At 58.4% G+C, this 13,002-nt stretch carries 14 protein-coding genes; 5 read left to right on the plus strand and 9 right to left on the minus strand.

The genetic code is table 11. From position 1 onward, the window contains the following. Positions 1–275: 275 nt before the first annotated feature. A complete protein-coding gene (locus CLM71_RS10760) occupies positions 276–365 on the plus strand; it encodes a YnhF family membrane protein (RefSeq protein WP_105230988.1) in 90 nt (29 codons plus the stop codon). A 67-nt stretch (positions 366–432) separates the two neighbouring features. On the opposite strand, the gene sodB is transcribed toward CLM71_RS10760, so the two are convergent. After that, the gene (gene sodB / locus CLM71_RS10765) at positions 433–1,011 is read right to left on the minus strand and encodes a superoxide dismutase [Fe] (RefSeq protein WP_105230989.1); all 579 of its coding nucleotides are present in this window, start codon (positions 1,009–1,011) and stop codon (positions 433–435) included. Positions 1,012–1,289: 278 nt separating this feature from the next. Continuing rightward, entirely contained in the window at positions 1,290–2,114 is an 825-nt protein-coding gene (locus tag CLM71_RS10770; protein WP_105230990.1) for a C40 family peptidase, read from the minus strand. Positions 2,115–2,523: 409 nt separating this feature from the next. Here CLM71_RS10770 and CLM71_RS10775 point away from each other — a divergent pair, with 409 nt between their 5' ends. Then, on the plus strand, positions 2,524–2,868 hold the full coding sequence (locus tag CLM71_RS10775) for a Grx4 family monothiol glutaredoxin (protein WP_105230991.1): 345 nt from the start codon (positions 2,524–2,526) through the stop codon (positions 2,866–2,868). 64 nt (positions 2,869–2,932) lie between these two features. Here the strand turns inward: CLM71_RS10775 and rnt are convergent, their stop codons facing one another. The 6 genes from rnt to CLM71_RS10805 form a co-directional block, all read right to left on the minus strand. Next, the gene (gene rnt / locus CLM71_RS10780) at positions 2,933–3,622 is read right to left on the minus strand and encodes a ribonuclease T (RefSeq protein ID WP_105230992.1); all 690 of its coding nucleotides are present in this window, start codon (positions 3,620–3,622) and stop codon (positions 2,933–2,935) included. A 78-nt stretch (positions 3,623–3,700) separates the two neighbouring features. Beyond that, positions 3,701–4,108 (minus strand): lactoylglutathione lyase, encoded by a 408-nt coding sequence (gene gloA, locus CLM71_RS10785; protein ID WP_105230993.1) that lies wholly within the window; start codon positions 4,106–4,108, stop codon positions 3,701–3,703. 196 nt (positions 4,109–4,304) lie between these two features. Beyond that, on the minus strand, positions 4,305–5,408 hold the full coding sequence (locus CLM71_RS10790) for an alkene reductase (protein WP_105230994.1): 1,104 nt from the start codon (positions 5,406–5,408) through the stop codon (positions 4,305–4,307). 89 nt (positions 5,409–5,497) lie between these two features. Further along, positions 5,498–6,118: a TetR/AcrR family transcriptional regulator gene (locus tag CLM71_RS10795; protein WP_105230995.1), complete on the minus strand. Its 621-nt coding sequence runs from the start codon at positions 6,116–6,118 to the stop codon at positions 5,498–5,500. Positions 6,119–6,215: 97 nt separating this feature from the next. Next, positions 6,216–7,856: a phosphoethanolamine transferase EptA gene (eptA, locus tag CLM71_RS10800; RefSeq protein WP_105230996.1), complete on the minus strand. Its 1,641-nt coding sequence runs from the start codon at positions 7,854–7,856 to the stop codon at positions 6,216–6,218. Between the two features lie 106 nt (positions 7,857–7,962). Beyond that, the gene (locus CLM71_RS10805; RefSeq protein ID WP_105230997.1) at positions 7,963–8,604 is read right to left on the minus strand and encodes an NAD(P)-dependent oxidoreductase; all 642 of its coding nucleotides are present in this window, start codon (positions 8,602–8,604) and stop codon (positions 7,963–7,965) included. Between the two features lie 138 nt (positions 8,605–8,742). On the opposite strand from CLM71_RS10805, the gene CLM71_RS10810 reads away from it, so the two are divergent. The 3 genes from CLM71_RS10810 (at position 8,743) to CLM71_RS10820 (ending at position 10,938) form a co-directional block, all read left to right on the plus strand. Further along, positions 8,743–9,672: a LysR substrate-binding domain-containing protein gene (locus tag CLM71_RS10810; protein ID WP_187043158.1), complete on the plus strand. Its 930-nt coding sequence runs from the start codon at positions 8,743–8,745 to the stop codon at positions 9,670–9,672. A gap of 20 nt (positions 9,673–9,692) precedes the next feature. Continuing rightward, a complete protein-coding gene (locus CLM71_RS10815) occupies positions 9,693–9,932 on the plus strand; it encodes a DUF1289 domain-containing protein (RefSeq protein WP_105230999.1) in 240 nt (79 codons plus the stop codon). 109 nt (positions 9,933–10,041) lie between these two features. Next, positions 10,042–10,938 carry an aldo/keto reductase family oxidoreductase gene (locus CLM71_RS10820; protein WP_105231000.1) on the plus strand — a complete coding sequence of 299 codons (897 nt, stop codon included), beginning with the start codon at positions 10,042–10,044 and terminating at the stop codon, positions 10,936–10,938. 35 nt (positions 10,939–10,973) lie between these two features. Here the strand turns inward: CLM71_RS10820 and CLM71_RS10825 are convergent, their stop codons facing one another. Next, a complete protein-coding gene (locus CLM71_RS10825) occupies positions 10,974–12,800 on the minus strand; it encodes a polyurethanase (RefSeq protein ID WP_105231001.1) in 1,827 nt (608 codons plus the stop codon). Positions 12,801–13,002 lie beyond the last annotated feature (202 nt).

Here is a 13,002-nt window from a genome sequence, read left to right on the forward strand (position 1 = left end):
TCGTAAGCCGCTTGCTTGGTTTGGAGGGGCTTATTGGCCGGTACGCAGCAGTGAACTGCGAATTTTGGCGTATATTGCGCAAAAGTGGAAGAGGAAATCGGTATTATCCGCCAGGAAAGCGGGCAATATTTTTATATTGGCCTCTTTTTTGCCGCAACACGATCGGGCGTTGCGCAAAATCAATTGGGAATGGCCGCGAACTGTGGGAAAATCATTTGACCCATTAACGCTGGGGGCTTTATGCTGGCGTCGCGAAACAGATAAGGGAGTTTCTGATGGAAACCGAGTTGAAATTGTCATTGTTCACCACCGTATGTGCGTTGGTGATGATTATCGCCTTTAGCTTTACCGCCGCGCTGAACTGATTGTTCTGCGAAATATAAAAAGGCGCAGTAATTACTGCGCCTTTTCTGTTTGCGGGTGAACCGGCGCTTATGCCAGATTTTCCGCCACGAACGCCCAGTTTACCAACGCCCAGAAGTTTTCCAGGTAGTTAGGACGCGCATTGCGGTAATCAATGTAGTAAGCGTGTTCCCACACGTCCACGGTCAGCAGCGGTTTGTCTTCACCGGTCAGCGGGGTAGCTGCGTTGGAGGTGTTGACGATCGCCAGTGAGCCGTCTGCTTTTTTCACCAGCCAGGTCCAGCCTGCGCCGAAGTTGCCGACAGCGGATTTGGTGAACGCTTCTTTAAACGCGGCGAAAGACCCGAAAGCCTGATTGATGGCGTCCGCCACCGCGCCGGTTGGTTCGCCGCCGCCCTGAGGTGACAGGCAGTGCCAGTAGAAGGTGTGGTTCCACACCTGCGCCGCGTTGTTGAATACGCCGCCGGTAGAGGTTTTCACGATCTCTTCCAGGGTTTTACCTTCGAACTCGCTGCCTTTCACCAGGTTGTTCAGGTTCACCACGTAGGTGTTGTGGTGCTTGCCGTAGTGGTATTCCAGCGTTTCAGCGGAAATGTGCGGTTCGAGAGCGTCTTTTGCGTACGGTAATGCAGGTAATTCAAACGACATTGCTTTCTCCTTATTGATACAGCGCTAAAATGCCCATGGCCGCCTGTGGGATGCGATCGTTCGGGTGGTCCCCCAGACGAAGCCGCGCTATTTATACCCGTCATACAGCATATTTAGGGCATATTCGGGCATCGAGTTGTTATGTTTTTTTTAAGGTTATTAATTCTAACCACTTTCAAAGGGAAGGGAAGGTTTAAAACGTGCGGAGCGTTCAACTGCTTAAAGCGTCGGCAATGGCGGGAACGGGGGAATGGCTGAGGCAAGCTCAGCCATGCGGATTAGCGAACGGTTTTCGGCGTCATCACGCGGCGGGCGCCGATGTAATGGTTTTGCCAGTAGTTATTGTCCAGCTGACTGATGCGGATATCTTTGCCGGTACGCGGCGACTGAATAAACTTGCCGTCGCCGAGGTAAACGCCAACGTGGTCGGCCACGCCGCGGTTATTAATGCGGAAGAATACCAGGTCGCCTTTTTGCAATTCGCTTTTCTTAATCGGCGCGGCATCACGCAGGTGATACATCTCATTCGCCGTACGCGGCATTTTAATTTTCATCACGTCTTTATAGGCGTAATAAATTAAACCGCTGCAGTCAAAGCCGGTACGCGGCGAGGCGCCACCCCAGCGATAGGGCTTGCCCATTTGATTCATCAGCTTGGTCATTGCGGTTTGCTTCGCCCGCTGATAGCGCTTTTTATGCGCCGCGCTGAGCTTGAGCGGTTTATCGTCGCTCAGCAGTTTGCTGGTTGCCAGGCCGTGGGTGCGGTGACGACCGTAGCCTTTTTTATAACCTTTCTTCGGCGGGGTGACTTTATTTTTCGCCAGGTGCGTCACTTTACGCGTAGATTTAATGCGGGTCGTTTTTTTGGCGGTTTTAATCGTCGTGCTTTTATGCGCTTTTACCTTGGTGGTTTTTGGCGCCGTGGCGGTGCGGGCTTTTTTACTGCTCTTCAGCGTTTTCTTTTTTCGACGCTCGTCCGGGCGCGCATCGCTGACGTGGCTTTTACGCGGCTCAGCGGCAACGCGCGACTGTGGCGCAGCGTGCGCCAGATTGAAGAACAGCTGGGTAAACAGCAGCACAAAAAGCGTAACTATTAGACGCATGTCGACGTTACCAACCTTGGTCCCGAGTCAGAGATTGAATTAAACACAGTATTCCCCAAATCCGCGATATAAAACAGCGCGGAACTTAATAAAGCGTAATCCATATTGTGAGAAAACGTTAATAAGATTTCACCTGGCTGAAATTTAATCGCCGGGCGGAGAAAAAAACGCCGCTTTGACCGCGCAGGTTAATATTTCGCAGCAGGGCGCTGCTGAAAATATATTAGTGAAATGGTCAGATTAAAAATGTTATTCTGAGAGCATGTTTAGCGCGTAAGGGCGTTGCCGGCGCCGCTGGTTCGGCGGGCGGAATGTCCTTGCAAAAGATGGCGTTTTTTTGCAACGGCCGCAGCCGCTACAATAGCCCGGTGTAACGCATGTTGTAGCCATCCGATGGCTTGAGGAAGCAATGATGACGACGATTGAAAGAATTCAGCAACAAATCGCAGAAAACCCGATTCTGCTGTACATGAAAGGCTCACCGAAGCTGCCGAACTGCGGCTTCTCCGCGCAGGCCGTACAGGCGCTGTCCGCCTGTGGCGAGCGTTTTGCCTACGTGGATATTCTGCAGAACCCGGACATTCGCGCCGAGCTGCCGAAATACGCCAACTGGCCGACGTTCCCACAGCTGTGGGTTGACGGCGAACTGGTCGGCGGTTGCGATATCATCATCGAAATGTATCAGCGCGGCGAACTGCAGTCGCTGATCAAAGAGACGGCGGAAAAGTACAAGCAGGAAGACCAGCAGTCGTAACGACGGTTTTCAGCGGAAGGATAATGGGCGCAGTCGGTGTATACCGCTGCGCCCATTTTTTGTATTACTCGTCGTCGCCGGCGGCGCCGATCGCCAGCGGCCATCCGCCGAGCCGTTTCCAGCGGTTAACCAGCTCGCAGAACAGCAGGGCGGTCTGCTCGGTATCGTACAGCGCGGAGTGCGCCTGGCTGCTGTCGAAGGTCATGCCGGCGGCGATGCAGGCTTTGGCCAGCACGGTTTGCCCCAGCACCAGACCGCTGAGCGCGGCGGTATCAAAGGTGGCGAACGGGTGGAAAGGATTACGCTTCAGGCCGGCGCGTTCTGCGGCCGCCATCAGGAAACTGTGGTCGAAGTTGGCGTTGTGCGCCACGATAATCGCCCGGTTGCAGCCTTGCTCTTTCAGGCCTTTGCGCACCGCCTTGAAAATGGCGTGCAGCGCGTCATATTCACTCACCGCGCCGCGCAGCGGATTGTGCGGGTCGATACCGTTAAATGCCAGGGCTTCCGGCTGCAGATTTGCGCCTTCAAAAGGCTCAACGTGGAAATGCAGAGTTTCATCCTGCTGCAGCCAGCCGTCCTCATCCATTTTCAGCGTAACGGCGGCAATTTCCAGCAGCGCGTCGCTCTGGGCGTTAAAGCCGGCGGTTTCTACATCTATTACTACGGGATAAAACCCACGAAAACGACCACTCAGGGCGTTAAGATCACTTTTATCGGCCATCAGTTTCTTATCTTCATCGAATGCAGCGCGCATTATGGCAAATTTTGCCGCGGCGTGCAGGCGGTTATCATGCGGATAATAAAACGGGCGCAGAACGCGCCCGACGGAAACTTAGTTGCCGAGGCCGTGGCCGGCGTGTTTATTCTCGATCAGCTCGATTTTATAGCCGTCTGGATCTTCCACAAACGCGATCACCGTGGTGCCGCCTTTGACCGGGCCGGCTTCGCGGGTGACGTTGCCGCCGGCCTGACGGATGGCGTCGCAGGTGGCGGCGACGTCGTCGACGCCCAGCGCCAGATGGCCGAAGGCGCTGCCCATCTCGTAGCTGTCAACGCCCCAGTTATAGGTCAGTTCAATGACCGCACCTTCGCTCTCTTCGGTATAGCCAACGAATGCCAGCGAGTATTTATATTCTGGGTTTTCACTGGTACGCAGCAAGCGCATGCCTAATACCTTGGTGTAGAAGTCGATAGAGCGTTGCAGGTCACCGACGCGGAGCATGGTATGGAGTAGGCGCATAATTTCCTCTAATTGCAGGTGTTTGCCGTCGTTAACGGCTGAGTTATTGAAACGTCGTTCAGTATAGCGTTGTCGCAGAAGGGAATTCAAATGGCGCGGCGGCGGATGCCTCTAGGTGACGGTGTAACAAAAACCGCGCCGGCCAATAAAACACCAAAGGCCGGCGCAGGGCCGGCCCGTAGCGTAAACGCGGGGGTTACTTCGCCAGGAACGGGTAGTCGGTATAGCCCTGAGCGCCGCCGCCGTAGAAGCTTTCCGGCTGCGGTTCGTTGAGCTCTGCGCCTTGCTGCAGACGTTCGACCAGATCCGGGTTGGCAATATAGCTGCGGCCAAAGGCCACGGCGTCGATATAGCCTTTTTCGATCAGCGTTTCGGCCTTTTCCGCCGTATAGGCGCCGGCGCCGACGATAACGCCGCTAAAGCGCGCGCGCACCGCATCGCGGAAGGCGTCAGAGTAAGGCTTGCCGCCGGCCCAGTCCGGTTCGGAAATATGCAGGAACGCGATGTTGCGCTTATTCAGCTCTTCCACCAGGTACAGCGCCGCTTCTTCCTGATCTTCACCGTTATCCAGGCCGTTGAACGGGCCGAGCGGTGAAATACGGATACCGACGTGCTCGGCGCCCCATTCCTGGATGCTGGCGTCGACCACTTCCAGCGTCAGACGCGTGCGGTTTTCGATGCTGCCGCCATACTGGTCGCTGCGCTGGTTGGAAGCCGGCGACATAAATTGGTGCAGCAGGTAGCCGTGTGCGGCGTGCAGCTCAATGTAATCAAAGCCGGCTTCGCGCGCATTGGCGGTTGCCTGGCGGAAATCATTGATGATGCCGGGAATTTCCGCCGTTTCCAACGCGCGCGGCGTAGAGGTCGGCACGCGTACCCAGGCGCCGGTTTCATCGCGCACGGTGGTGCGGGTGTCGGCGTTGATGGCGGACGGGGCGACCGGCGCCTGCTGGCCCGGCTGCAGGCTGGTATGAGAGATGCGGCCTACGTGCCATAGCTGTACGGCGATATGGCCGTTTTTCTCATGCACCGCCCGGGTGATTTCTTTCCACGCGGCAATTTGTTCCGGCGTATGCAGCCCCGGCGCGCCGGCGTAACCCTTAGCCTGGAAGGAAATTTGCGTCGCTTCGGTGATCAGCAAACCGGCGCTGGCTCGCTGGGCGTAGTACTCTGTCATCAGCGGCGTCGGGATATCGCCCGGTTCAATGCTGCGCAGGCGCGTCAGCGGCGCCATAAATACGCGGTTGGGCAATGTGGCGGCGCCAACCTTCAGCGGGGTAAATAGTTTTTCAATTTTCATAAAGCATCCATCCTGAATAGACCGGTCGACTAGTGATACATTAAATAAAACCCCTGTGATGTCGGATCTTGGCATCCCAGGGGAGGGGCTTAAGGCTGCGCAGGGCGCAGCAGCAGTTCAATACTTTCCAGCGCGCTGGTGAGCGGCGCAACCGAACGACGAATTTTGGCGCGCAGTGAAGCGCCGAGCCACAGCGCGTACAGCGTTTCGGCGGTGGCCGCCGGGCTCATGGTTATCGCCAGCGACCCTTCGCGGATACCGCGTTCAATCGCGTCCTGCAACCGGCCGATCACCTGCGCGCTGCCGGTTTCCAGCGCATGACGCATCGGTTCCGACAGATCGCTGACCTCGGCGGACAGTTTTACCGCCAGGCACGAATTGTGACATTCGCTGCGGCAGTGAAAACTGATGGCCTGCGCATAATAGCTCAGCAACTGGTGCCGGGCATCGCTGCCACTGTCGTTGAACAACGCCAGCATGGCGACGTCATAATGCGCGAAATAGCGTTGCAGCATGGCTTCGCCGAAGGCTTCCTTCGAGCGGAAGTAGTGATAAAACGAGCCCTTGGGCACCCCGGCGGTAGCCAGCAGTTCGCTCAGGCCCATGCCGGTAAACCCCAGGCGCAGGCTGAGTGACTCGCCGGTGGCGAGCAGGTGTTCGCGTGTATCTGTGTTGCAATGCGTATGTTTCGTCGTCATGAGGCTGAGCATAATAGACCAGTTGGTCTAGATCAAGAGGGAAAGAAAAAAACCGACGCTGAGGCGCCGGCCATGATGGTGAGTATTGTGCCTCAGCGGCGCAGGGAAGTTAAGCGCTGTCGCTGCGGCAGCGCTGCAGAATATCCAATTGAGACTGATACTGCCGGGTCTGCACGTTCAGCATGCCAAGCAGGGTATGGAACAGATTATCCTGCGAGACGGCATCCCGCTGCGCGATATTTTGCAGGCACTGGCGGTTAATGCCGAAGCTGCGCTGATAGTCTGCCGACATCCACATCAGGAACGGTACGTGCGTCTGTTGGCTCGGTGCGAACAGATACGGCGTGCCGTGCAGGTACATACCATTTTCCCCTAACGATTCGCCGTGATCCGACAGGTATACCAGCGCGGTATTGAAACGGTCGCTGTACTGCTGCAGCAGTTTGATGGTGCTGTCGAGCATGGCGTCGCTGTACAGCAGCGAATTGTCATAGGTATTGATCAGTTGCTGGTGGCTACAGTCCTGGATCTGATTGCTGTCGCAGGTCGGGGTAAAACGGCGGAACTCAGGCGTGCTGCGGCGGTAGTAGGCCGGGCCGTGGCTGCCCATCTGGTGCAGCACAATCACGCCGTCGTCTTTCAGGCTATCAATATAGTCCCGCAGGTGATACAGCAGCACACTGTCCATACAGACGTCACCTTCACAATCCTGCGGCAGTTGCAGTTTGGTCATATCGACGTGAGGGATCCGGTCACAGGCGCCTTTACAGCCGTTATCGTTATCGCGCCACAGCACGTTGATTCCGGCATGGGCCAAAACGTCCATCAGTCCCTCCTGATGCTCGGCCAGGGTGGAGTTATACCTGCTGCGCGTCATATTCGAAAACATACAGGGGACCGATACCGCGGTTTCGGTACCGCAGGAGGCGGCGTTTTTAAAATAGATCACGCTGTCCTGTTGCAGGCGCGGGTTGGTGACGCGCCCGTAGCCGCCCAGCGAGAAGTTTTCCGCGCGCGCGGTTTCGCCGACCACCAGTATCACCAGCGTCTTTTTCTGCTCGGCGCGGAGCAACGGCCCCTTATGGGCGTCCTCGCCGATTTTCACCAGAGGCAGGCTGCGGGTGAGTTCGCGCTGTTCGGTGAGCTTGATGGCGCCGGCGATAAAATTCGACGGCGTCAGCATTTTCACCACGCTTTTGTTGTTGCGAATCAGCGACGCGTAGTCTTTATAGAATAATGCGGCGATCAGCAGAATCACCACCAGCGACAGCATCACGTTGGCGGCGCGCAGGCCGAGCGTGTACCACCACGGGCGGGTCTGGCGAATCCTGACGATAGACACCGCCGCTGCCGGCAGCACGCCAAGCAGCAGCAGCCACAGCCCCATTTGCGGCGTCAGCAGCGCGCCGATCTCCTGCGCATTGGTTTCAACGGCACTTTGCATCATATCGCCGTCGATCACGACGCCATAGCTATACATAAAGTAGTTGGCCGCAGCGCTGCCCAGCAGGAAAACAATCATTAACGGTTTGCGCAGATAGGGGATGGTCAGCATGCTGAAAATGATGTTCAGCGCGCAGAAGATCACCACCGGCATGGTGGCGGCGAACAGCAGGTTGTTGAAACTGCCGAAACGGATATATGACCACGCCGTATGCAAAAACAGCGCATTTTGAAATAGCGTAAAGAACAGCGCGCAGCCTAGGATAAAGCTCAGGCTGCCGCATGAAAATTTTGGTAGTAACCGCATTGCCGCATTGTCATCCTGTAGAAAGTCATGCAGGGCAATCTAGCGGGTGAAACTTAAGATAACCTTAGAGGCATGCCGGCCGCGCGGAGCGGCCGGGCTGGCGATATCAGTAGGCGGCGGTAAACTGCGCCCGGATAAACTGCGGTTTTTCGATTTCGTCGACGATCGCCACCGCCAGGTCTTCCACCGAAATATGCGCCGGCGCATCGCCGTCCATCAGCAGGCTGGTGGTGCCGAGGCGGAATTGGCCGGTGCGTTTGCCCGGCTCCAGCATGGCGGCCGGAGACAGATAGGTCCACTCCAGGCTGTGGTTCTGCAGCAGCTGGTTGCGCAAATCACGCACCGCGCGAGCGCCGGGGCGAATATTTTCCGGGAATTCCGGCGTATCGACCAGTTCTACGCCGGGCGCGACCTGCAGGCTGCCGGCGCCGCCGACTACCAGAAAACGCGTGACGCCGGCGGCGTTCACCGCGCTGAGAATTTGCTGCATGCCGGCCACGGTTTTGTCATACAGGTTATCTTCCCCCCAGCCGGGGTTAAAGGCGCTGATCACCGCATCCTGCCCGCGCAGCTGCGTAGTCAGCCAGTCGGTATCGGCCACGTCGCCGAGTGCGATATGCAGGCGGGCGTTATCCGGTAAATCTTTTTTCTGCCGGGCGATGGCGGTGACGTCCAGTCCGCGCGACAGGGCTTCATCCACTACGCGACGGCCTACAAAACCGGTGGCTCCAATAATGGCAATTTTCATCTGCTTGCTCCTGATAAGTGATAAGGCAACCGTGGGGCCGAGGTCGTGCCCCGGCGTGATGCAGATACTCTAGATCTTAACAATAGATTTGATTAGTGCCATATTGATGCTTTCTTTATTAAGTAAAACTTTATAGTGATGGATAAACTCAATCGAATGGCGGTGTTTGCCGTGGTGGTGGCCGAAGGATCGCTGGCGGCGGCGGCACGGCGGCTGGGCATGTCGTCATCGGCGGTCAGCCAGCACCTGCGCGCGTTGGAAAGTTCGCTTGGCGTGCCGCTGCTGCACCGCTCCACGCGCAAACTGGCGCTGACCGAGGCCGGCGCGGCGTTTTATCCCGGCTGCGAAGCCATGCTGCAGCAGGCGCAACAGGCGCAGCAGCGGCTGGCGGAATTGCGGGACACGCTGGTGGGGGAGCTGCGCATCGCCACCACCGTCGGTATCGGCGGCGGGCCGCTGGCCGAGGCGCTGGCGCCGCTGTTGCAGGCGCATCCGCAGCTGACGCTGCGCGTGCTGGCGGATGACCGGGTGGTGGATATGATTGAGCAGCGGGTGGATATTTCGCTGCGGGTCAGCCGGCAGCTGGCGGACACCTCGATGATCGCGCACGCTCTGAGCGAGTGGCCGATGGTATTGTGCGCTGCGCCGCGCTATCTGAGCCAGCACGGCGTGCCGGAAACGCCGCAGGCGCTGCAGCAGCACCGCTGGATCAGCGGCAACAACGCCGCTTTTCCGCTGGATTTGCACCATGCCTCGGGGGAGACCTTCAGGCTGCGGCAGGCGCAGGGCCAGATCGTCAGCGACAGTATGCACGTGATGCGCGCCTTTACCCGTATGGGGCTTGGCATCTCCGGTCAGCCGCTGTATGAGATTGGCGATGAACTGCGGCGCGGCGAGCTGATTGCGCTGTTGCCCGCCTGGCGGCCGACGCCGCTGCGGTTGCATGCGCTGACGCTGGAACGCGCAATGCCGGAGAAAACCCGCCAGGCGCTGCGCTATCTACGCGATTATTTTCGCCGTCTGGCGGAAAAGTCGCTTGCCATCAACGCCGATGACGTCTTCAATTAAGGGACGAGTCAGGAGGTGGTGTGCCGCAGCAACTTGAGTTCTTCGACATTCCCAGCCCGTGTCGCGGCATTTGTCAGGCCGACGAGCGCGGATACTGCCGTGGCTGCCTGCGCAGCCGCGAGGAGCGCTTCGGCTGGATGAACATGAGCGATGCGCAAAAGCGCGACGTGCTGCGCCTGTGCCGCCAGCGGCTGCTGCGTCTGCAGCGCGCCAATAAGGCGGCGGAAGAACAAAACCCCGATCAGCCTTCGCTATTCTGAGCACTTTTCCCATGAATTTTCCGATCCTGCGCACGGGCCGCCGCGCGCTGCGTTTCCCTGCGTCGCCGGCTTGTGTATGCTGGGGAAAACACCGTTATGAGGTCTGAACATGGGTCATCGTATTCAACTGGCGCCGCAGGGGCCGGAATTTTCCCGTATGGTCTGCGGTTACTGGCGGCTGATGGAGTGGGGCATGTCGCCGCAACAGCTGCTGGGGTTTATCGAGCAGCACCTTGAGCTGGGGATCACCACCGCCGACCACGCGGATATCTATGGCGGCTATGCGTGCGAGCAGGCATTTGGTGACGCGCTGCGGCTGCAGCCGGCGCTGCGTCAGCGGCTGGAACTGGTGAGCAAATGCGGCATTGCCACCACCGCCAAGCCGGGCAACCCGATCGGTCATTACATCACCGACCGCAGTCATATCGTCAGCAGCGCCGAGCATTCGCTGCAAAAGCTGCATACCGACTATCTCGATCTGCTGCTGATTCACCGTCCCGATCCGCTGATGGACGCCGACGAGGTGGCCGAAGCCTTTGTCGATCTGCACAAAAGCGGTAAGGTGCGCCACTTTGGCGTGTCTAACTTCACCCCGGCGCAGTTTACGCTGCTGCAGTCCCGTCTGCCGTTTTCGCTGGTCACCAATCAGGTCGAGATCTCGCCGCTACATCAGCCGGTGCTGCTGGATGGCACGCTCGACCAGTGCCAGCAGTTGCGTATCAAGCCGATGGCCTGGTCCTGTCTGGGGGGCGGGCGGCTGTTCAGCGGCGCGGAGAGCCAGCCGTTGCGCAACGAACTGCACAGTGTGGCGCAGGAGATCGGCGCCGACACGATTGAACAGGTGGTTTACGCCTGGGTGATGCGTCTGCCGTCCGCGCCGCTGCCGATTATTGGTTCGGGTAAAATCGAACGCGTCACATCGGCGTTGCGGGCGCTGGAGCTGACGATGAGCCGCGAGCAGTGGTTCCGCATCCGCAAGGCGGCGCTGGGGTATGACGTTCCCTGACGGCGTGCGCCGGCCACTGTCGGCCGGCGCATTAATCAGGCCACAATCAGCTGGCCGTCCTGCAGCGACTGCGGGCTGACGCCGACCAGCGTCACGCTGCTGTCGCCCAGCCCGATAGTCAGATTGTTATCCGCTTCATGGTATTCGACCCGGCTGCCGGCGCCGATAAACACCAGCTTATCGCTTGCCTGCAACCCCTCCAGCCGATCGTGGCCGAAGCTGCCGCTGAACAGAAACGTATTGCCGCCGCCGCCGGCCTGCAGTTGGTCGTTGCCGGCTCCGCCGACAAACGTATGGTTGCCGAGCTGGCCGTTCAGCGTATCGTCGCCTTCCAGCCCGAACAGCCAGCCGCCGGCCTGCGTTGCCGTCAGGCTGTCGCCGCCGTCGCCGCCGTTGAGCGAGTCGGCGTAAGCGGTCAGCCCCGACGCAGAGAGCAGGCCATCGGCGGTGACCTGATGATCGACGTTTTTATTCAGCACGACGAGCTGCAACTCTTTGCTGCGCAGCGTAGAGATATTCTCGGCAAGGGTAATCCCGCCGTCGGCGTCGCGCAGATACAGGTTTACGCCGTCGTACGCCACTTCGCGATCCTGCAGCGGCTGCTGGATATCCAGCGTATTGCGGCCGTCACCGCCGAGGATCCAGTTATAGCCGCCGCCGTCGCGGAAGGTATCGTCGCCGGCGCGCCCTTCGAGGTAATTGTTGCCCTGACCGCCTTTGATGAGATCATTGCCATCGCTGCCGATGATAAAGGTCGGTCCGCTGTGCGTCTCGGCATTGCGGTTGAGATCTTCCACCCAGGTCGAGCCGCGGGTCACGTTGGACAGATTGGTGACGATCACCGTCGAATTTTGCCCGGTAAGATCGTAAAACGCCGAGTCCAGCACGCGCGTCAGACCGTCCTGATAGGCACTGGGCAGGTGCGACAGCCAGGTGGGAATATTCAGGATGGAAAACGGCAGCGCGTTCCAGGCGGCGGAGGCGTAGTGATCGTTAAAATTGACGATATTATTGGTGGCGTTCTCTTTTACGCCGTCGTGCACCCCCAGCGAACCGGCGGTCAGCGTACTGCCGTCGAGGGCGCGGAACACCGGGTCGTTTTCGTAACCGATATTCAGCACCCGATCGTCGCCTTGGTGCTGAGTGGGTGAGGCGAATGCCACATAGTTGGCGTGTGCGTAGAAACCGTCCCAGTTAGCGTCACTCATGCTGGCCATACTGTTGACGGCCATGCCGCCCAGGCTGTGGCCGCTGACCACCACGTCTTCGCCCGTCAGGCCGTTTTGTTGCGCAAAGCGCGCCACGTCGCCCAGCAGCGTATTAAAGGCGTTAAGCGTGTAATGGTCGGCATAACCCGCCGGGCCGAAGCCGGCCAGCAGATCGTTAATCACATCGCCGATACTGTCGCTGATGACCGATTCGCGCGGTCCGCTGGTGCCGCGGAAGGCGATGCCGATCTCGGTCAGCTTGCCGGCATCGTCATACTTCGCCAGCACTTCAGCCTGTGCGGTTTCATAGCCCCTGGTTTCGCCGAAATAGGTGCCACGGGCGTCGGTTTTACCCTGGTAGCCCAACTGCTGCGCATCGACCCGCGTCCAGCCAGCCTCGGTGACCGCCTCCAGCGCGGCCTTTTCCGCATCCGGGTTCCAGGGAATGCCGGGCAGCGCGCCCTGCGAGTCGGTACTGCCGAGGATACCGCCAACCAGCGTCAGCGGCAGCCCCAGGCCATAGCCGTTATTCTGATAGCCGACGGCAAAGCCGTTATCGATGTTATGGTATGCATAGTGGGAGATCGCCATCGCGTCGGCAAACAGCGTTTTGGACGCAGCGGCGTCCGTCTCACGATAATCAAAAATGCCCATAGCCGGTTCCTTTTGATGCCGGTTGCCGTTATGTTGGTGATTCGCTTGATGATCTTCGGCAGCCGGGATTAAGTTAAACAGGATAAACCGAACGACAACTGGTCAGATGACTGACCACAAGCGGTAAAGAAGTATTAGCACAGATGGATAATTATGCGAGCCGGGCAGGCAATATTGCGCTCCGGTCGGGTGCGGCGAGGCT

Origin of the sequence: Serratia sp. MYb239, from assembly GCF_002966855.1 — a bacterium.
GTDB classification, from domain to species: domain Bacteria; phylum Pseudomonadota; class Gammaproteobacteria; order Enterobacterales; family Enterobacteriaceae; genus Serratia_B; species Serratia_B rhizosphaerae.